Source organism: Thalassotalea castellviae (assembly GCF_031846185.1).
Classification (GTDB): domain Bacteria; phylum Pseudomonadota; class Gammaproteobacteria; order Enterobacterales; family Alteromonadaceae; genus Thalassotalea_H; species Thalassotalea_H castellviae.
The window spans coordinates 51,524-72,881 of sequence record NZ_JAVRIF010000002.1 but is presented as its reverse complement, the minus strand read 5'-3'; the positions used below and the strand labels follow the sequence as shown (position 1 = coordinate 72,881).

The window sequence follows — 21,358 nt, the reverse complement described above, 5'->3', positions numbered from 1 at the left end:
AGAGCAACTCGCATTTTTATACTTCTATGAATTCACCTCTTTTTACTAAACTCTCGTTTAGCTACTTCGCTTATTTTGGCATTTTAGGTCTTATCGTACCTTATTTGTCTGTGTTTCTAGATGGTCGTCATTATACCTCGATGGAAATTGGCGAGATCTTAGCGATATTTACCGCGACGAAAATTGTCGGTCCAACCTTGTGGGCTATGTTAGCGGATAAGTCAGGGAAACAATTATCAATTATTCAATTAGGCTCGGGCTTAGCTTTGCTCTCGTTTACTTTGCTTTTTTGGATGACAGGTTATTGGTCGGTAACCTTTGCATTAGCATTGTTTAGCTTGTTTTGGACTGCTATTTTGCCTCAGTTAGAAGTCATGACCATGATATCTATACGACGAAGTGCGAAAATTTACGCACGGATCCGGCTATGGGGCAGTGTCGGTTTTATCGTCTTAGCAATAATCGCTGGTAAGGTTATTGAGCAGTTTAATTCAGAAGCGTTTACGTATATTGGCTGGTTAATTTTACTTGCCTTGTTTATATCAAGTTTACAGTTAAAACAACCTAGAGCAGTTTATAAAAAATCATCAGAGGATAGCTCTTTGCTCTCTAGGTTAGTGCTGCCAAGTTTTTTATTATTTTTTATTTCCGGCTTATTATTACAGGTAAGTTTTGGCCCTTATTATAGTTTTTTTGCTTTATTTTTAAGAGATTTAGCTTATCCAAGTTATGCTGTTGGTTTATTTATTAGTTTTGGGGTTGTCGCAGAAATAGCGGTGTTTTTTGTCGCTGGGCGTTTATATCAACTTTTTGGTGCACGATTATTACTCGTTTTTAGTCTACTCGTTACAGCTATTCGTTGGTACATTACAGGACACTTTGCGGATAATGTTTATATTTTATTATTGGCACAATTACTTCATGCTGCCAGCTTTGGTTTGTATCACAGTGCTTCGATTCAGTTTGTTCAGCAACATTTTCAAAGTAATCAACAAAATCGAGGTCAAGCAATTTATATCGCGGGAGTTTACGGTATTGGTGGTGCGATTGGCGCCTATGTTTCGGGTTATTTATGGAAAGATGGCTTTGGTGCTGTGCAGTCTTTTGAATTTGCAGCAATCATGTGTTTAATTGCAAGTGGTTTAGCTTGCTTTATTGTGGCAAAGAAATAGCTTGAAAACTGTTATGCCTTATTGTGATTTATAGTATTTAACAGTTACCAATCGTGGTACTAATATTTATACAATTAAAATTTTTACGACAAAAAAAAAGCAGTGTATTTAATTTAGAATAAATATTAAATACACTGCTTTTTATGATAATTGTTGTCGATATAACGGTAATTTATTTTACTTCTTCACCGGCAGCTTGTTTATCTGCATGATAAGAAGAACGTACCAAAGGTCCACAAGCAGCATGTTCAAAGCCCATTTTCATCGCTTCTTCTTGGAACATGTCAAAATCATCAGGGTGAACATAACGCTCAACGGGGAGATGATCTTTACTCGGTTGTAAATATTGTCCTATGGTCAACATTTTCACACCATGAGCGCGAAGATCTCTCATCACTTGTAGAATTTCTTCGTTGGTTTCACCTAAACCAACCATTAATCCTGATTTCGTATTAACGCTTGGGTTTGCTTCACCAAATTTTTTCAATAAGTCTAAAGACCACTGGTAGTTTGCACCAGGTCTGGCTTTTGTATATAAACGAGGGGCGGTTTCTAAGTTATGATTAAAAACGTGAGGCGGATGTTGATTTAATATCTCTAACGCTTTATCCATTCTCCCTCTAAAATCAGGTACTAGAATTTCTACTTTTGTGTGGGGGGCATGAACGGCAATTTCTTTAATACATTCTGCAAACTGTTGTGCTCCACCATCACGTAAATCATCACGATCTACTGAGGTGATCACTACGTATTTTAATGCCATGTCTTTTAACGTCAGCGCTAATTTTCGAGGTTCTTCTTCATTTGGTGCTAATGGGCGACCATGACCAACATCACAGAACGGACAACGTCTTGTACAAATATCCCCTAAAATCATGAAGGTGGCAGTACCGTGGTTAAAACATTCTGATAAATTTGGGCAAGAAGCTTCTTCGCAAACCGAGTGAAGATCATGCTTACGTAACGCCGATTTAATATTATCAATACGCTCAGTTGTGCGAGGTAATTTAATTCGTAGCCACTCTGGTTTTCTTAACATGGTTTCACGTTCTGAAGGCACAACTTTAATGGGGATATGCGCCATTTTTTCAGCGTCTCGTAATTTTGTACCCGGTGCAATGCGTGATGATTTAGTGGTCATTTAATGACTCCAATCCCGTTTGATAACTAATAGTGTCAGCATCTAACAATACTGACATGTGTTTGATTAATGCTTTACCTGCTTCATCAATGGTTTTTAATGAGCTAAGATCTGCTGTTTGTGTCATGGCCAGTCCGGCATAGCCACATGGATTTATACGTAGAAAAGGTGATAGATCCATTTTTACATTTAATGCTAAACCGTGAAAAGAGCAGCCTTTGCGAACCCTTAACCCTAAAGAAGCTATTTTATCGCCGTTCACGTACACCCCTGGGGCATCAGGTTTTGCATTGGCTTGGATATTGTAATCGGCGAGCGCTTGTACAATACCATTCTCTATTAATGTGACGAGTTGACGAACGCCCATTTTACGACGACGCAAATTAATCATAAAATAAATAACTTGCTGACCGGGACCGTGATAGGTAACTTGCCCACCTCTGTCCACTTTGACAACTGGGATATCTCCTGGCATCAGCAAATGTTCTTCTTTACCTGCTTGCCCTTGCGTAAAAACGCTCGGGTGTTCAACTAACCAGAGTTCATCTTGTGTTGAATCGTCACGGTTATCCGTAAAATTTTGCATGGCCTGCCAAACAGATACATAATCCATTCGGTTCAATTGCCGTATTATAAGCGAGTGTTTCAAAATATACCTTGTGTTAGGCAGTGCCGTTAAGTGCTTGTTGCTGAGTATTTTCTTCAAATAGCAGTACAATATGTACGGCTATTAGATTGATTACAGCACGTATCTAACTTGTTCGAGGGCAGTTAAGGTTTTGTAGATGGTTTCAATATGATCTTTACTTGTAACCGTTACTGCTATCGATAAAGAATGATAATTACCTTTTGAACTTGGCTTAATTGTGGGCGAATAATCTCCAGGGGTATGTTTTTGCAATTCAGCAATCACTATGTCTGGTAGATCATCACTGGCAACTCCCATTACTTTGAAGTTTAAAACAGTTGGAAATTCAAGTAGTTCATCAAATTTGGTTTTCATTTAAGTTCTCAATCTTGAGTATGACTTTACAGTATCGATTTTAATGGCGTTATTTTAACACTATTTCTTGGTAAGAAAAATGGTGACGTTTTGTTATAAATCAAGTTTTACCAGATAATAAAAAAAGCTCAGTAAATACTGAGCTTTATACGGTGATTTGTTGATTATTTGGCAAACTAATTTTGAAATTGTAGTTTTACGTAATCCATTAAACGATCGAACATACCGCCTTCGTTAATTTCTTGTAAGGTAACAAGCGGGTATTCGCCAATATCTTCACCATCAAGTTGTAAAAATACTTTACCGACTACTTGGCCTTTAGCAAGAGGGGCAATAAGTTGTTGGTTCAATTCGAAATTTGCTTTTAAGTTTTTGCGTTGTCCTCGCGGGATGGTAATAGGGGTATCTTCAAGAATACCTAAGTCAACTTCTTTAACATCTCCCATCCAAACTCGATCAGAAACAAATTTTTCGCCTGCTTTATAGGGGGTATAAGTTTCAAAAAATCGGAATCCGTAATTTAATAATTTTCTACTTTCAACAAGACGCGAACGTTCACTGTTTGTCCCCATCACAACACTAATTAAACGCATGTCGCCTTTGGTTGCAGAACTTACTAAACTGTAACCAGCTTGAGCAGTATGACCAGTTTTTAAGCCGTCTACATTCATGCTTTTATCCCATAAAAGCCCGTTACGGTTTACTGTTTTAATACCGTTAAAAGTGTAAGATTTTTGTTTATAAATCTCATACTCTTCAGGTACATCACGGATTAATGCTTTAGCTAACGTTGCCATATCTCTAGCAGTAGTTTTATGCTCTGTGCTATCTAAACCATGGCTATTTTCAAAATAACTACTGCTCATGCCGAGTTGCTCTGCATAAGCATTCATCATATCGGCAAAGGCACCTTCACTGCCTGCAATATGTTCGGCAATAGCGACACATGCATCATTGCCAGAAGCTACAATAATCCCTTGGTTTATTTCATGAATAGGGACTTCTTTACCAACTTCTAAAAACATTAATGACGAGCCTTTAAAAATAGGATTCCCTGTTGCCCAAGCATTTTTGCTAATTTTAACAGGGTCGTCATTTTTGATATTTCCAGATTGCAGCTCTTTACCAACAATGTAACTTGTCATGATTTTAGTTAAGCTGGCTGGAGCAAGAAGAATATCAGCATTTCCTTCAGCGATAACTTTACCGGTAGTGAAATCAACTAAAATATGCCCTTTAGCATTTATTTGTGGCGGCGAAGGAATAATAGTAGCCGCTTGAGATAATGATGAAAGGGTGAATGCGATAGAGCCTAAAAGGCTAATGATTTTACGATGTTTTTTGGTCATTGTTTTGGCCAATTGCTGAGGCATAACAGTCCTGTGAAAAGTTGTAGGTAAACGTTTTAATATAAAAACGCTACCTGGAAAATATGTGTTTTCAGCAGTATACCAGTTTTAATTTTGATTGCTATGGGGGGAAATAAAGCAAATGTATCATTTAATGAATTTATTGATTAAATGAGTTTATAGACTCACTCTAAAAGCCCCTGAATACCCGTTTGTTTTAAGCTGGTTTAATACTTTCTCTAAAGAGGCTTGATCTTGAAACGGTCCTACTTGAACCTTGTATATATTGTGTATTTTTTGATGGCTTGCAGGCTGTTGAAATAATGTGGTGATTGCTTTAGCCGTTTTTTCTGCGATTTGCTTATCGCGTGTCGCAAATACCTGAATATAATTACCGGTCGATATTTTATTATCGACGATGATGATTGGTTGATTATCTGCATTAAAAGTAATGGCTTCTATTGTGACATTAGCGGTGCCTGTTTTTAACATATCTAATTTATAAGCGGCACTATAGGACAAATCAATGATCCTATTTTGATGGAACGGTCCGCGATCATTAACTCTAACAATCACTGTTTTTTGATTATCATTATTGGTGACTTTTACGTAAGAAGGTAAGGGCAAGTTTTTATGCGCAGCACTCATTCCATACATATTATAAATTTCACCATTTGAGGTTAAATGACCATGAAATTTTTTGCCGTACCATGAAGCAATGCCTGATTGCTTGAAATTGTCAGCTGTATGTAAAACTTGGTAGTTTTTTCCTCTGACTTGATAGTGTTTATTGCCGCCTCGACTTTTCTCTTCAGCACGTGGAATAGCATCGCGTAATTCAAATTCATTAGGCAACCTTGTAGGTGTACTGTCATTTTTTTGCTGATAACGGCCGTGATTATTACTACAGCCAGCGGCGATTAGTAAGCTGAGAAAAGCGAGAGTGATTAGTTTTATTTTTTTCATAAGGACTGGTTAATTAAGCTATAAAGCGCCTATGCGTACTGATTGCCATTAAAATACCAAAACCTGCCATTAATGTAACCATGGAGGTTCCGCCATAACTGACAAGAGGTAAAGGTACACCAACCACAGGTAATAGCCCAGAAACCATACCAATATTAACAAACACGTAAACAAAAAAAGTGAGGGTGAGGCTTCCTGCTAAAAGTTTAGTAAACGCGTGCTCTGCGCTGATAGCAATCCATAAACCGCGCATGACTATCGCTAAATAGACCAATAATAATAATGTCACGCCAATTAAACCAAACTCTTCACTAAAGACGGCAAAAATAAAATCAGTATGGCGTTCAGGCAAAAACTCTAATTGAGACTGAGTGCCTTGTAGCCAGCCTTTGCCTTGCAGACCTCCAGATCCAATGGCGATTTTTGACTGAATAATATGATAACCTGAGCCAAGCGGATCTTGCTCTGGATTTAAAAAAGTTAACACACGCTGCTTTTGGTAATCTTTCATCAAAAATAACCATAATATAGGGGCAAATGCCGAAGCGAGTACCCCACAAGCCCCAATGAGTTTCCAACTCGCACCGGCTAAGAAAATGACAAAAATTCCGGAGCTTGCAATTAACAATGACGTGCCTAAATCAGGTTGTTTCGCGATCAACAATGTTGGGATCAACACTAAAATGAAAGCGGCTATAATGTGGATGATTTTAGTCGGTAAATTAAATTGACTGACATACCAAGCAATCATGATAGGTACAATTAATTTCATGATTTCAGATGGCTGAAACATAGTGAAACCTAAATTGATCCAGCGCTGGGCACCTTTACCAACGTGCCCGAATAAAAGCACCGCTACCAATAAAGAAATACCCACAATAAAGGCAGGAACGGCCCATTTTCGATACACGAGTGGAGGAATTTGAGCAACCAAAAACATAACAAATAATGCGATACCAATTCGTTTCGCGTGTCGAATCGCCATATCGGCACTTTGACCTCCAGCACTGTAAACGACGCATAAACCTAAGACAAGCAGAGATAAAATACCCAATAAAAGTGGCACATCGATATTGAGACGATACCAAATGCTGCGTTGTTTTTGTTGATCGTGACCAGTAGAACGCATTAATTACTTCCTGAGTGTTTATTTTTAGGTGAATCTAAATATTGTTCACCATAGGTTTTATCATGATGCGGGTGTTTGTTTTTACTGACGATAACTCGATTACCGAAATATTGATCCATAATTTGTCGCGCGACAGGTGCAGCATTAGTACCACCACCACCTTTAGCAACGTTTTCTATTGCGACAGCAACGACAATTTCAGGTTTTTCATACGGTGCAAAGGCAACAAACATAGCATTATCACGTTGGTTTTCTTGCGTTGTTTCAGCGTCATATTTTTCATCTTGACCAATATTCGCGGTTTGTGCCGAACCTGTTTTTCCTGCAGCATCATATTTACTGCCTTTAAAGGCAGAATAACCAGTTGCACCAAATTTTTGTACCGTATTATGCATACCGTCTAAAACAATATCCCAGTATTCGTTTTTGGATAATTCAATCGGAGGCTTTTCATCAACAGGCATTTCAATCACATGCTCAGTCCCCTCCATAGGCGCATCGTTGTTTTCGCTTGGCGTTAAGACGATTTCCTTGGTCGCTTTAAGTAAATGTGGGACTTTGATATGGCCTTTATTAACCAAAATTGACATTGCTTGAGCCAATTGCAGTGGTGTTACAGTCCAATAACTTTGTCCAATGCCTACTGATAACGTTTCTCCCGTATACCAAGGTTGGTTATAGCGTGCGCGTTTCCATTCTACACTGGGCATGATTGCTCGGTTTTCTTCATAAATGTCGATACCGGTATATTCGCCAAAGCCAAATTTTTCCATCATTCTGGCGATACGCGTGATACCTAACTTATACGATAAATCGTAGTAATAAACATTACACGATTGCTCGAGAGATTTAGCTAGGTTAACTTTGCCATGTCCCCATTTTTTCCAATCGCGACGTTTGGTTTCAATACCAGGTAATTGATAAAATCCGGGATCGTATATTTCTGTTTCAGGCGTAATTATTTCTTCTTCTAAGCCTGTGAGCGCAAGAAGTGGCTTTATCGTTGAGGCGGGTGGATAACCTTGGACGGTACGATTCACTAAAGGACGATCTTTAGAACTAAGTAATTTTTTATAGTTTTTATTGCTGATGCCATGAACAAATAAATTACCGTTATAACTAGGGTTAGAATACATTGCGAGTACGCCGCCATCACGAGGATCTATCGCGACGATTGCCCCACGTTTACCTGATAAGGCGCGTTTTGCGATCATTTGTAATTCTATATCAAGGGTTAAGGTTAAATCTTTGCCTGGCACTGGCGGGGTAAAGTTCAACGTACGAATAATGCGACCTTGATTGTTTATTTCTACTTCTTGGTGGCCAATGGTGCCATGAAGAATATCTTGGTAAAATCTTTCTAAGCCAAGCTTGCCAATATTGCGGGTGGCAGCATAGTTTTCTTCTTTACCTTGCTCTTCTAATTTAATCACATCTCTGCGATTTATCCGCGCGACATAACCTAACGAATGTGTGGTTAAATCCGCAAAAGGGTAATACCGTTTTAGCCGTGCATCAATAAACAAGCCGGGAAATTTATGTTGATTGACCGAAAATAATGCGACTTGTTGATCACTTAGTCTTGAAATTAACTCGAGTGGTTTAAAGCGACGTTTACTGCGTAAAGATTCAAAAAGTTTCGTTTGTTTTTCTTTGGGGATCTCTAAAAGCTCGCTAACTGCTTTAATTGTTTCTTCAAGATTTTCAACTTGTTCAGGGATCACCTCTAAGCTGAAAATAGGCTTGTTTTCAGCAAGTAACACGCCGTTTCTGTCATAAATTAATCCTCGGTTAGGCGCAACAGGCAAAAGTTTAATTCGGTTTGAGTTAGAACGAGTTTGATATTTTTCGTAAGAGCTAATTTCAAGTTCATAAATATTATTAAACAATATGAGTATGATGACGATAACGCCTAATAGCGTAATAAAGGCTCTTCGGGCAAATAAATTTGCTTCTGCACTATGATTTCGAATAACGACACGTTTTGGCCTAGGCATCTTTATTCTCGATGATATGGGTGATTATTGTTGATACTCCACGCGCGATATAAACTTTCTGCAAGCACGATTCTAACCATAGGGTGGGGAAGTGTTAATGGCGATAATGACCATTTTTGTTCTGATGCTTTGATACAAGCAGGAGCTAAACCTTCGGGTCCGCCAACCAAAAGCGCAACATCACGACTGTCGAGTTGCCAATTTTCTAATTGTTTTGCTAATTGCGGCGTGGTCCAAGGTTTACCTTCCACTTCTAAGGTGACAATGCGGTTGCCTTTTGGAATAGCCGCGAGCATTTGTTCGCCTTCTTTTTCAAGAATGCGGGCGATGTCGGCATTTTTGCCGCGCTTTCCAGGAGGAATTTCTACTAAATGAAAAGACACATCCCGAGGAAAACGACGGCTGTATTCGTTGAAACCTTGAGTGACCCATGCAGGCATTTTATTGCCTACAGCATAGAGGGTTAAACGCATGTGTTTAACTTATTCCCATAATTGTTCTAGTTGATAAGTATCACGGGTAGTGTCTGTCATGATGTGAACAACAATTTCGCCTAAATCCACTAAGGCCCATTCTCCAACATCATTACCTTCAACACCTAATGGCTCTGTGCCAGCAGCACGGCATTCTGCTGTTAAATATTGTGCGATTGATTTTACATGACGATTTGAATTACCTGAGGCGATAATCATCACATCGGCAAAGTCAGATTTTTCAGCAATATCTAACGTGATAAGATCACGGCCTTTCATGTCTTCTATTTTTTCAGTAACAAAAGCGGTTAATGCTTCAATTTGCAAAGTGAGTACTCTTCATTAATTTGATGGTAATTGAAAACAATAATATCACTATTCTAATGTTAGGTTAATAGTGTAGGGGCATTTTTACACTGCAAGAAAAATGCATTCGCCGTATTATGAATAAATAGATGTGGTTAACGGTATAATTGGTGTTGTTTGATATAGTTTAGCACGCTCGGACAAAGCGTGTTTTCATCTAAGTTATTGGCCTTTATTGCTTGGCGAATTTGTGTAGATGAGATATCGATATTCGTGTTTTGATGAAAAAGGATCTTTCCTGACTGAGTATTACTCAATAGGGTAAGGTCATCGGTAAAGTAAGGCGATAATGATTGATGGCAAGCTTGTTTAAGTGCATTAACATCATAGTCTGGTCGAGTATTAACTAATAAATGACAATATTTCAGTATTTCAGACCAGTGATGCCAAAGGGTAAATGTTAATAATGAGTCCATGCCAATGATAAAAAATACTTGGCTATTTGGATATTGTTGATGGATATCTTTCAAGCTTTCTAAAGTATACGAAGGGGTATCTTTATATAACTCTCTATCATCAAGTTGAAAAATTGGATATTGCTGACAAACTAATTCAACCATTGCTTTGCGGTGAGTTGCGTTGGCTGATGTTTGTGTTTTATGAGGCGGAATGTGTGCAGGTAAAAGATAAAGTTTATCAAGTGATAACCAGTTAGCATTTTCTATCGCAGGAATAATATGACCTAAATGAATCGGATCAAAAGTCCCCCCCAAGATACCAATTCGTGAAAAAGATTGCTGGCTTGCTTTTACAGGTGTCAGCTTTGATTGGCTTTCATGTTGTGAAGGCTTAAGCATATTCATAATTTAGCGAATAATGTTTCATGGTTTCACCATGATATAAACTAACTAAGACATCGGCGAGTAAAACAAACGGATTAAACTCACTATTGGTTTTACTGATGGTATCTACATCTGCAATTCTAGCTTGCGCATACGCTAAATTATGCTCTGTTATGTGATTAATAGCATGTTGGTAAAGAGGCTTCCTTTTATCCCAAATTCTAAACTCTTTACATAAAGTAGCGAACGAGTCACCTTGAGCTATTTTTTCTTGCATTATAAATAACTGATTGATTTCTTTATGGATAAACCAAATGAGTTGATTGATGGCAGTACCATCCTGTTGCAGTTGATCTAACATGGCAACACACTTTTTGATATCGCCCATTAACATCGCATCTATTAATTGGAATGGGTTAAATTTAGCTTGTTTAATCAGTAAGCTTTCTGCGTCGGAAACTGTGATTAATTGTTGTCCGAATAATATCGATAGCTTCTGTATCTCTTGCGTTAAGGCGTTTAAATTACCTTCAAACAATTCCGCTAACATAAGAAATACATCAGGGTGCAAATTCAGGTTGTTTAACCTAGCTTGGCGTTGAATCCACTGATTTAATTGTTTACCTTCGATATCATAAAGCGGTAAAAAACAGCCGTTTTTTTCTAAAACTTTAAACCATTTTCGTTTTTGACCCGCAGCATCCATTTTGGCGCCGTGTAAAATAAGCAAAACATCTGGATGTAATTGTTCACTGATTTGCGCTAAAGCTTTGCTACCTTTATCGCCTAATTTGTTGGTCATTAATTCAAGCTCGATTATGCGTTGGCTCGAAAATAAACTCATGGCTTGATATTCTTGTAACAACAATGACCAATCAAATTTATCATCGACACTAAAGCGAATTAATTCATCAAATCCTTGTTGTTTAAAGTGAGCTTTAATGCTGAAAAGGCTGTCATTTTTTTGCCAAGGCTCATCACCAAAAATCAACCAAACAGGTTTAAAACCTTGATGCAATGTGTTGGTTAATTGGTTGTGATAAATTCGCATGATGATTACCTTTTACACTGAAACAAAAGTAAATATAGTCGCATTACTCAATATGCTAACGTTGAATGGTGGCCATATTTCTTAAAATTTTATCTGCAGCTTCTTGTCGCATTTCTCTTAACATTAATGACAATTCACGACTTTTTGCCAGCGCTAAATCTGGATCATCTTGATAATCACGATTGATTTCAAATGAAAAAGATTGAATGTCTTCATTGGCAAAACGTAATTGGTAATTGACGGTATAAATTAATTCATACTCAGCGACTTGACCATTAGGGAATACAGATAAAGTGCGTCGGTCTAATTCATCTTTTAATATGCGTAACTCGGGGGTTTGTGGAGTAAAAGTTTCCACTAGTGTTACTTGGTTTCGGGTTAAGTGCTGGCGAGTTAGCCGAGTTAATTCGCCATGTTTATCAACTGAGCTGAGATACAAGGTTTGTAACTCAGGAGCAAGTAAATAATCACCACGTAATTGAAAGCCACAACCTGTTACCATCACAGATAGCATCAGTGGAAACAGTGACCAATGATAGCTTTTAAAGGCACTTACTTTAGCGTGAACAACGAATAAAATTGAACGTTTTATTATTGCTAAGTGTTTATTTACTTGACTCATATTAATTATCATTTCGCTAATAGAAATCGATTAATTCGCAACTATATTTAACAGTTTACCTGGTACATAAATCACTTTACGGACCGTTTTACCATCAATAAATTTAGCGACATTTTCTTCATTCAACCCTAATGTTTCAACGTGCTCTTTGCTCGCATCCGCTGCAACCGTTAGTTTTGCACGAACTTTACCATTTACTTGTACGATTATCAGCTTTTCATCTTCCACTAATGCTGCTTCATCGACTTGTGGCCAAAGCGTATTTTCAACGGGATTACCATCGCCAATAATTTGCCATAAGTGATGACAAACATGCGGTACGATTGGCGTAAGCATTAACACTAATGCTTGAATCGCTTCGTGCATTACAGCGCGGTCTTCAGTGCTATCCATGCTCGCTTTTGATAAGTGATTCATTAATTCCATAATGGCTGCAATCGCCGTATTAAAGGTATTTCGTCGACCGATATCATCACTGACTTTATGAATGGTTTTATGCAGTTCTCGACGTAATGTTTTTTGTGCGCTATTTAGCGTTAAGCCTTCAAGTGAAACAGGGTTTTCACCTTTTTCATGGTTAAGGGAAAAATCATGCACTAATTTCCAGACACGTTTAATAAAGCGATGAGCACCTTCAACGCCAGAATCTGACCATTCTAACGTTTGCTCAGGTGGAGAAGTAAACATGATAAATAAACGTACGGTATCAGCACCATACTGATTAATTACCTCTTGAGGATCAATACCATTATTTTTAGACTTAGACATTTTGCTCATACCAGCTGATATAACAGGTTGTCCATCTAATTTGCTTATCGCAGAAGTTACTTGACCTTTTTCGTTACGTTCAACTTCAACATCGGTTGGCGCAACCCAATCTTGTGCACCATTATCTGATTCACGATAATATGTATCGGCTAAAACCATACCTTGGCATAACAAGCTTTTGAATGGCTCATCGCTATTTACTAAACCGAAATCGCGTAATAACTTGTGGAAAAATCGAGCATACAACAAATGTAAAATAGCGTGTTCAATACCACCTACATATTGATCTACCGGCAACCAATAATTGGCTTTTTCTGGATCAAGCATTTGCTTGTCATCACTAGGTGAACAATAACGTGCGTAATACCATGAAGACTCCATAAATGTATCGAACGTGTCTGTTTCACGAAATGCTGCTTCGCCGTTATATGTGGTTTTTGCCCATTCTGGATCATCTTTAATCGGCGAAGTGACACCATTCATCACGACATCTTCAGGCAGCTCTACAGGAAGTTGATCTGCTGGAACTGGTACAGATTCACCATTGGCTAAATTGATCATTGGGATCGGTGTTCCCCAATAACGCTGGCGTGATACGCCCCAGTCGCGCAATCGGTAATTAACTTTTATTTGGCCTTTATTTTCTGTTTTTAGTTTATAGGCAATTGCTTTGAATGCTTTTTTAAAGTTTAAACCGTCAAACTCGCCTGAGTTAATTAATTTACCTTTTTCGGTAATAGCAGCTTGAGTAATATCATCACCGTCAGCGCCTTCAATAACTTGTTTGATTGCTAAACCATACTTTTTGGCAAATTCGTAATCTCGTTGATCATGGCCCGGTACAGACATTACTGCACCTGAACCATAATCCATTAACACGAAATTAGCCGCCCATACTGGTACTAATTCGCCCGTTAATGGATGCACCGCTTTCAGACCGGTATCAACCCCTTTTTTCTCCATGGTTGCCATATCGGCTTCAGTGGCCTTATTGGTTTTACAGTCGTTGATAAAATCAGCTAGTTCAGCATTATTTTTTGCTGCAGCAAGTGCAAGAGGATGTTGCGCTGCAAGTGCGACATAAGTGACCCCCATTAAGGTGTCAGGTCGAGTTGTGTAAATATCAAAACTGTCATCAGAGTCGGCAACCTGGAAGGTCATTTCAACGCCTTCAGAGCGACCAATCCAGTTTTTTTGCATGGTTTTAACTTGTTCAGGCCAGCCTTCAAGTTGGTCTAAATCAGTTAATAATTCTTCGGCATAGTCGGTAATTTTGATAAACCATTGTGGAATTTCTTTTCGCTCAACAATCGCGCCAGAACGCCATCCTCGACCATCAATAACTTGTTCATTGGCTAAAACAGTTTGGTCAACAGGATCCCAGTTTACCGTGGCATTTTTTTTGTACACTAAGCCTTTTTCGAAAAGTTGGGTGAAAAACCATTGCTCCCAACGATAATAATCTTTTTTACACGTCGCTAATTCACGATCCCAATCATAACCAAAACCTAATGATTTTAATTGGTTCTTCATGTAATCAATGTTTTTATACGTCCACTTAGCAGGGGCAGAGTTATTTTTAATAGCCGCGTTTTCTGCAGGTAAACCGAAAGAATCCCATCCCATAGGTTGCATGACGTTTTTACCTTGCATGCGTTGGTAACGAGAAATAACATCACTCAAACTATAATTGCGTACGTGACCCATATGTAATTTACCACTTGGGTAAGGAAACATAGAAAGACAATAAAACTTTTCTTTTCCAGGTTGTTCAACCGCTTTAAACGTTTGATTAGTAGTCCAAAAAGATTGCACTTCAGCTTCGATTGCTTGGGGATTGTAAATGGATTCCATTAACGATTTTCTCAAAAATTGATGTGGGAGCCTTTCATGACTTTAGGTGTTAACAGTCAGGAAATATGGCGAGTAAAATAATCGCCATAGAATACATGAACACCCCTATAGTCGACAAGTTTAATCCGTGAGATAGAGTGGTTTTTCATCAAAATTGTTGCTTTAGTAACTAATCAAGTAACTTACTTGCTTGATAGTTAGGTATTTGTGAATTAATTAAGCTATAAATTAATTAAAGACAATCAAGGGGCGAGTGATGACAAATAAAAATGTATTAACAGATTTTTATCAAAACTTAGCGCAATGGTTAACCGATGTTAAAAAGCACGAAGTCACCCAAGCGGTAGAACTCATTGAACATGCGAAAGTTTTAATGAAAGCGGCAGAAGAAATACCGGAAGAAAAATTTAAACAATTTATTGAAAATTTTAAATATGATTTACACGAGTTTTATCAGCAAAATCAAGAGCAAGCAAAACACTCTATTTATTTAGGTTTGATGAAAGAGTCTTTTTGGGCTGTTATGGCTAATATTACCGATAAATCCCAAGTGGAATGGGCTGAATTATGTGAAGATTTTCATCATGATGGAGTTTATCAAACCAATGATGTGATTGGTTTTGGCATACTTGAATGTCAAAAATGCTTGAAAACACAACAAATCACTCATTTTTCCAACGTAAATAATTGTTTGCATTGTGGGCATAATCAATTTTTAAGAAAAAGTTTAACGCCTTAATTGATTGAATAGCTTAAGATCTTTTTCCAATTAAACCGGTTAACGAGTACAATCATCCATAATTTACAATGACCGCATAATATTCTTTAGGTGCTTACGGTGATGCATTCATGACCCAACATTCAACGCAGTGGCGTTTAACCCCAGAACAATTAACGGCCGATTTACGTGATGATATTTTTTCGTTATCGGAGCAAAACAGTAATGACAGCGATATTTTTCTTGGTCATCACCGTGCAAAAGAAGCCCTAGATTTTGGCTTGTCTATGGAATCTCGCGGGTTTAATGTGTTTGCCATGGGGGAACATGGTACCGGTCGTCAAACCTTAATTAGACAAATGTTAAATGCCAAAGCAAGTGTGCAACCAACCCCTTCTGAGTGGTGTTACATTAATAACTTTGATGATGTGCATGCGCCATATAAACTTTATGTTAGCCCTGGTGATGGTAAGCAATTACTTACTCGGATAAATACATTTATAGATGAGTTATTAGATTTATTTCCAGAAATATTTGACAACCCTGGCTATCAGCGACAAAAAGCAGCGATAGATCGCGAGTTTAATCAAAAGTATGACGAAGCGATAAGTAAAGTTGAAGATACGGCGTTAAAAAATAATGTCATTTTATTTGAAGAGAATGGTGAAATTGGTTTTTCGTTATTAGTTGATGGTAAGCCGTTAGGTGATAAAGAATTTGCTAATTTAGATGAAAAAAAGCGTAATGATTTTTATGTTTTATTAGAAAAACTAGAAAACTTATTATCTGAGCAATTGATCGAGTTACCCTTATGGAAGCGTATTTCTTCCGATAAAATGCGGAAACTCAAACATGAAACCGCTGAGCAAAGTATCCGGCCATTTTTAAAAGAGTTGGAACATGAGTTTGCCAGTAATATTGGTGTGCTCAAATACTTATCAAAAGTAAAAACACATGTGGTTGATGCCGTGTTAGAGATTTTGGTCGATGAAGGCAGCGAGCATCAAAACGATAAAGATTCCCGTAAATTAATGCAAGAACGCTTTTTACCAAACCTTCTTGTGGCTCGTGAACCTGAAGAGGGGGCTCCTGTTGTTTATGAACAAAACCCCACCTTTCAAAACTTATTTGGCCATGTTGATTTTGCCAGTTTTCAAGGAAGTTCATATACCAGTTATCGGTTAATTAGACCGGGTGCTTTACATAAAGCCAATGGTGGTTATTTATTATTAGAAGCGGAAAAATTGCTGAACCAACCTTTGGTTTGGTCACGTTTAAAATTGGCACTTAAAACTCAAGAAATAACCATTGAAAACCCTTACTCTGAATTTTCACAGCCAGGCGCATTTAGTTTACAGCCTGAAAAAATTCCTTTGAAAGTTAAGGTGATATTATTAGGTGATCCTGAAATTTATTATACATTGCAAGATTACGATCAAGAGTTCACTGAACTATTTAGAGTGCTAGCCGATTTTGATCGCTACTTAGATAGTACCGATCAGAATTTAATTGAGTATGCGCAATTGATCAGACAGCGTGCAGAAAAATATGATTATCCTAACGTCTCCGATGCTGCCATTAAAGAATTAGTGAAATATGCGTTAAGAAGAGCTGAGCATCAACATAAAATATCTTCCAATATTGTGCAGGTCAATGATTTACTGGATGAGTCGGTATACTTCTGGAAAAAGCAAACGGAACAAAGCTTGTTAACTCCCGAATTTGTTATTCAAGCGTTAAATGCACAACAACGTAGAACTGGCAGAATTAGTGAAGCTTGGCTTTCTGAAATAAAAGAAGAGCAAGTATTAATAAGCACACAAGGTAAGCAAGTTGGTAAAGTCAATGGTTTAACTGTACTTGAAATTGGCGATAGTGTTTTTGGAACACCAGCTAGAATTACCGCGACTGTTTATGCCGGTAGCCATGGTATAACCGATATTGAAAGAGAAGTGGATTTAGGGAAGTCAATTCACTCGAAAGGTGTCTTGTTATTATCGGGGTATATTGGTCATAAGTATGGACAAAACTTACCTGTAGCTATTTCGGCAAATATAGCCATAGAGCAATCTTATGGTCATATCGACGGAGATAGCGCATCAATGGCCGAACTTTGTGCTCTTATCTCTGCCATTTCTCACTTACCAATTGATCAAAGTATCGCCATTACCGGTTCAATGAACCAACATGGCGAGGTGCAATCTATCGGTGGAGTGAATGAAAAAATCGAAGGTTTTTATCGATTATGTAAAGATAAAGGCTTAACAGGTGAACAAGGGGTAATTATTCCTACCACTAACGTGATTAACTTAATGCTACGTGATGAAGTGATTAATGCCGTAAAAAATGGCGATTTTCATATTTATGCGGTTGATAATGTTGACCAATCGTTAGAAATATTAATGGGGTTAAGCGCCGGTGTGAAAAATAGCGTAGGGCGTTATCCTAGAAAATCAATCCACGCACTCGTGTTAAATAAATTATCTCATTTATCAGAATTATTAGAAGGCGGTGAAGCGTAAGCGCTATCCATAGTCACACGTTAGCTTTTCATTTAATTTTCAATGCTAGTTTAAACACTTTATTAACTTTATTTGCTTAAAAATTAAGCAAATAAAGTTTTTCTTTCTATACTGAGATCAACATATAAATTAATCGTTAATTTAGCCAACAAATAATTATTCATACTCTGTTGAGAAGGATCGTTTATAAAAATAATAAAAAAACAATACCCTTAACTGTTTGTAAACTGAGTAACGCGCTATTACTGTTTTCAGTGAAACGTTTTAAGGTCAATTTCAGTTATGGCAATGTCCATTTTGCCGCATCATTTGACGTCACTTTAGCTCTGACGCCCCGACTAACGCATGCCGCAAATTAATTAAAGTTATTGAAATTTAAGAATATTTTGCAATTTATTTACTTTGGTTTATGATTTAATAAAGATGATTAAAAAGTAAACGAATACTCAATTATAAAATAGAAGCATTCTTTATTTTGAGTACGATAAGTCAGCTGTCTATCGTTTTTGTCAGTAGTGAATACTGTCAGCAGTGAGGGCGTTGTGGATAAATCGAATCAAATAGATCAGTTATGGCCTATTGCGGCCTATTTTTTAATATTAGCGGTAATGTTGGCCGTGATGATGTTATTGTCTCACTTTCTTGGGCCTAAAACTAACAGCCGCGCAAAAAACACGCCTTATGAATCAGGCATCATCTCAGTGTCAGACAACAAAACACGTTTTACCAGTCACTTTTTTCTCTATGCTATTTTCTTTGTTATTTTCGATCTAGAAACTATTTATCTATTTGCTTGGGTGATTGCTTTTGATGAAGTTGGTTGGTTAGGGTTTATTGAAGCGAGTATTTTTATTATCGTTTTATTGGTCGCACTACTCTATATATGGCGTATTGGTGGCTTATCACTGAAAAAGCGTCATTTACCTTTTCGGCAAACACAATTCACTGTGAATTCTCCCAAAACAGCGAAATCATCGCATCAATTTACTGATAGTTCGAGAGGTGCTTAATGGAGTGGTCGTTAACAAAAGCGAAATTAGATGAAGCAATGGAGCAAGCTCAGAAAGTTTCGGAAGAAGAGTTAAAACGAAATGTGTTTATGGCCAAGCTTGATGATATGGTGAATTGGGGCAGAAAAAACTCAGTCTGGCCGTTTAATTTTGGCCTAAGTTGTTGCTATGTTGAAATGGCTACGAGTTTTACTTCTCGGCATGATATTGCGCGTTTCGGTGCGGAAGTCATTCGGGCAACACCAAGACAAGCCGATTTGATGGTGATCTCAGGTACTTGTTTTCGAAAAATGGCTCCAGTGATCCAACATTTGTATGAACAATTATTAGAACCTCGCTGGATCATCTCAATGGGATCTTGCGCAAATTCTGGCGGTATGTACGACATTTATAGTGTTGTACAAGGGGTTGATAAATTTATCCCTGTGGATGTTTATGTTCCCGGTTGTCCGCCAAGACCTGAAGCTTTATTAGAAGCATTATTATTATTACAAAACTCCATTGCCCATCAACCAAGACCTTTAAGTTGGGTAGTTGGCGAACAATCTGTGTCACAAATCGCAAAGCCTTCACTACGGGATATAAAACACGAACATCGTATGAATGTCACCAACCTCGATGAACCGGACTCAATTTAATGGCGAAGATAGATTTGCAAGCCAGTAAAGACTGGCAACCGACTCACGTTTTACCTATTGGCGACGAAATACAGGCAGTTGCTGATCATTTAGTGTTAACCCCAGTCTCGGTGATTGAAAACATTGTTGATGGCATAGACACTTTTTGGCTCGATAAAAAGCAATTAACACAATTGATGCAAGTACTTAGGTATGACTTATCTGAGCCATTTGATATGTGTTTTGATATAAGCGCTATTGATGAAACTGAAAGGCAACATGTCGCAGGTCATGTGAGTGATTTTACCGTGAGTTATCACTTGCGTTCTTATCAACGAAATCAAGACATTCGCATTAAAGTTGCCCTGACTAATGATGATAAAACGTTAGCCAGTGCTTGTTCATTTTGGCCCAATGCTAACTGGTATGAACGAGAAATTTGGGACATGTTCGGCATTATTTTTGAAGGTCATCCGCATTTAACGCGTATTTTAATGCCCAATACGTGGCAAGGACATCCGCTATTGAAAACCCATCCTGCTCGTGCGACCGAAATGGATCCCTTTGTACTTCCCCCCCAGAAGCAAGATGAAGAACAACAAGCATTACAGTTTAATCCAGAGGCATGGGGGATGAAACGTCAAAGTCAAGATAATGACTTTATGTTCTTAAATCTTGGCCCTAATCATCCGAGTGTTCATGGCGCGTTTCGAATTGTTTTACAAATGGATGGAGAGGAAATTGTCGATTGTGTCCCAGATATAGGCTATCACCATCGTGGCGCTGAAAAAATGGGTGAACGTCAATCTTGGCATAGTTATATTCCCTATACCGACCGTATCGATTACCTCGGCGGTGTGATGAACAATTATCCTTATGTCATGGCCGTGGAAAAACTAGCGGGCATTGAAGTACCTGAGCGCGCGAAAATGATCCGCATTATGACCGCTGAAATGTTTCGCATCCTTTCTCATTTACTTTTCTATGGCACCTTTGCACAAGATATTGGCGCTCTTTCGCCGATATTTTATATGTTTGTCGATCGAGAAAAACTCTTTGGCATCATCGAAGCGTTTACTGGTGCAAGAATGCACCCAAGCTGGTTTCGTATTGGTGGCATCGCTTCTGATTTACCTAAAGGTTGGGATAGCTTAGTGCGTGATTACGTCAATTATTTGCCCAAGCGACTCGATGAATACGAAAAAATGGTGATGCAAAATAGCTTATTGAAAAAAAGAACGGTTGATGTTGGTGCGTACTCAACCAAAGAAGCTATTGAGTGGGGCGTAACAGGCCCTGGATTACGTGCTACGGGTTTTTCTTGGGATTTGCGTAAGCAACGCCCTTATGGCGGCTATGATCAATTTGAATTTGAAGTACCACTTGGTCATAAAGGAGATTGCTACGATCGCTGTCGTGTCCGAGTTGAAGAAATGCGTCAAAGCATTCGTATTATTGAACAATGCCTAAATAATATGCCTGAAGGGCCTTATAAAGCTGAACACCCTCAAACTACACCTCCAAATAAAACTAATACCATGACAGATATCGACAGTTTGATCCCGCATTTTATCAATGTTTCATGGGGACCAACCATTCCGGTAGGAGAAGTTTCGATGAGCGTGGAAGCGACTAAAGGCATTATGGCTTATCACTTGATTAGTGATGGCTCAACCATGAGCTATCGTACCCGAATTCGCACACCAAGCTTCGCACATTTACAAATGTTACCGGTGATCTGTAAGGGGCAAATGGTGGCTGACTTAATTGCCACGCTAGGCAGTGTTGATTATGTCATGGCTGATGTCGATAGATAGC

At 38.2% G+C, this 21,358-nt stretch carries 19 protein-coding genes; 6 read left to right on the top strand and 13 right to left on the bottom strand.

Annotated elements, in window-relative coordinates:
• Window positions 1-26: 26 nt before the first annotated feature.
• The gene (locus tag RM573_RS04050) at window positions 27-1,172 is read left to right on the top strand and encodes an MFS transporter (protein ID WP_311577673.1); all 1,146 of its coding nucleotides are present in this window, start codon (window positions 27-29) and stop codon (window positions 1,170-1,172) included.
• A gap of 172 nt (window positions 1,173-1,344) precedes the next feature.
• Here RM573_RS04050 and lipA read toward each other — a convergent pair whose 3' ends face one another.
• From lipA to leuS, 13 genes are all read right to left on the bottom strand, one after another.
• The gene (lipA, locus tag RM573_RS04045) at window positions 1,345-2,313 is read right to left on the bottom strand and encodes a lipoyl synthase (protein ID WP_311577668.1); all 969 of its coding nucleotides are present in this window, start codon (window positions 2,311-2,313) and stop codon (window positions 1,345-1,347) included.
• Complete coding sequence (lipB, locus tag RM573_RS04040) at window positions 2,303-2,965, bottom strand: lipoyl(octanoyl) transferase LipB (protein WP_311578894.1); 663 nt, start codon at window positions 2,963-2,965, stop codon at window positions 2,303-2,305. The genes lipA and lipB overlap by 11 nt, the downstream gene beginning before the upstream one ends.
• An 87-nt stretch (window positions 2,966-3,052) precedes the next feature.
• On the bottom strand, window positions 3,053-3,316 hold the full coding sequence (ybeD, locus tag RM573_RS04035; RefSeq protein ID WP_311577664.1) for a DUF493 family protein YbeD: 264 nt from the start codon (window positions 3,314-3,316) through the stop codon (window positions 3,053-3,055).
• 176 nt (window positions 3,317-3,492) lie between these two features.
• Window positions 3,493-4,665, bottom strand: coding sequence for a serine hydrolase (locus tag RM573_RS04030; protein ID WP_432280217.1), 1,173 nt, complete (start codon window positions 4,663-4,665; stop codon window positions 3,493-3,495).
• A 177-nt stretch (window positions 4,666-4,842) separates the two neighbouring features.
• Window positions 4,843-5,631: a septal ring lytic transglycosylase RlpA family protein gene (locus tag RM573_RS04025; protein WP_311577658.1), complete on the bottom strand. Its 789-nt coding sequence runs from the start codon at window positions 5,629-5,631 to the stop codon at window positions 4,843-4,845.
• Between the two features lie 13 nt (window positions 5,632-5,644).
• The gene (gene rodA, locus RM573_RS04020) at window positions 5,645-6,760 is read right to left on the bottom strand and encodes a rod shape-determining protein RodA (RefSeq protein WP_311577655.1); all 1,116 of its coding nucleotides are present in this window, start codon (window positions 6,758-6,760) and stop codon (window positions 5,645-5,647) included.
• Window positions 6,760-8,757 carry a penicillin-binding protein 2 gene (gene mrdA, locus RM573_RS04015; protein ID WP_311577651.1) on the bottom strand — a complete coding sequence of 666 codons (1,998 nt, stop codon included), beginning with the start codon at window positions 8,755-8,757 and terminating at the stop codon, window positions 6,760-6,762. Before mrdA ends, rodA begins: the two co-directional genes overlap by 1 nt.
• A gap of 2 nt (window positions 8,758-8,759) precedes the next feature.
• A complete protein-coding gene (gene rlmH, locus RM573_RS04010; protein WP_311577648.1) occupies window positions 8,760-9,230 on the bottom strand; it encodes a 23S rRNA (pseudouridine(1915)-N(3))-methyltransferase RlmH in 471 nt (156 codons plus the stop codon).
• A gap of 9 nt (window positions 9,231-9,239) precedes the next feature.
• Entirely contained in the window at window positions 9,240-9,557 is a 318-nt protein-coding gene (gene rsfS / locus RM573_RS04005) for a ribosome silencing factor (RefSeq protein ID WP_311577644.1), read from the bottom strand.
• A gap of 134 nt (window positions 9,558-9,691) precedes the next feature.
• Window positions 9,692-10,393, bottom strand: coding sequence for a nicotinate-nucleotide adenylyltransferase (nadD, locus tag RM573_RS04000; RefSeq protein ID WP_311577641.1), 702 nt, complete (start codon window positions 10,391-10,393; stop codon window positions 9,692-9,694).
• Entirely contained in the window at window positions 10,386-11,429 is a 1,044-nt protein-coding gene (gene holA, locus RM573_RS03995; RefSeq protein WP_311577638.1) for a DNA polymerase III subunit delta, read from the bottom strand. Before holA ends, nadD begins: the two co-directional genes overlap by 8 nt.
• Before the next feature lie 55 nt (window positions 11,430-11,484).
• Window positions 11,485-12,051: an LPS-assembly lipoprotein LptE gene (locus RM573_RS03990; RefSeq protein ID WP_311577634.1), complete on the bottom strand. Its 567-nt coding sequence runs from the start codon at window positions 12,049-12,051 to the stop codon at window positions 11,485-11,487.
• A gap of 30 nt (window positions 12,052-12,081) precedes the next feature.
• Window positions 12,082-14,673 (bottom strand): leucine--tRNA ligase, encoded by a 2,592-nt coding sequence (gene leuS, locus RM573_RS03985; RefSeq protein ID WP_311577632.1) that lies wholly within the window; start codon window positions 14,671-14,673, stop codon window positions 12,082-12,084.
• Window positions 14,674-14,929: 256 nt separating this feature from the next.
• Between leuS and RM573_RS03980 the strand changes: the two genes are divergently transcribed.
• From RM573_RS03980 to nuoC, 5 genes are all read left to right on the top strand, one after another.
• The gene (locus RM573_RS03980) at window positions 14,930-15,412 is read left to right on the top strand and encodes a zinc ribbon-containing protein (RefSeq protein WP_311577629.1); all 483 of its coding nucleotides are present in this window, start codon (window positions 14,930-14,932) and stop codon (window positions 15,410-15,412) included.
• 110 nt (window positions 15,413-15,522) lie between these two features.
• Window positions 15,523-17,913: an AAA family ATPase gene (locus RM573_RS03975; RefSeq protein ID WP_311577625.1), complete on the top strand. Its 2,391-nt coding sequence runs from the start codon at window positions 15,523-15,525 to the stop codon at window positions 17,911-17,913.
• Window positions 17,914-18,455: 542 nt separating this feature from the next.
• Window positions 18,456-18,923: an NADH-quinone oxidoreductase subunit A gene (locus tag RM573_RS03970; RefSeq protein WP_311577620.1), complete on the top strand. Its 468-nt coding sequence runs from the start codon at window positions 18,456-18,458 to the stop codon at window positions 18,921-18,923.
• A complete protein-coding gene (locus tag RM573_RS03965; protein WP_349254878.1) occupies window positions 18,923-19,561 on the top strand; it encodes a NuoB/complex I 20 kDa subunit family protein in 639 nt (212 codons plus the stop codon). The genes RM573_RS03970 and RM573_RS03965 overlap by 1 nt, the downstream gene beginning before the upstream one ends.
• Complete coding sequence (nuoC, locus tag RM573_RS03960) at window positions 19,561-21,357, top strand: NADH-quinone oxidoreductase subunit C/D (protein WP_311577617.1); 1,797 nt, start codon at window positions 19,561-19,563, stop codon at window positions 21,355-21,357. Before RM573_RS03965 ends, nuoC begins: the two co-directional genes overlap by 1 nt.
• Window position 21,358 lies beyond the last annotated feature (1 nt).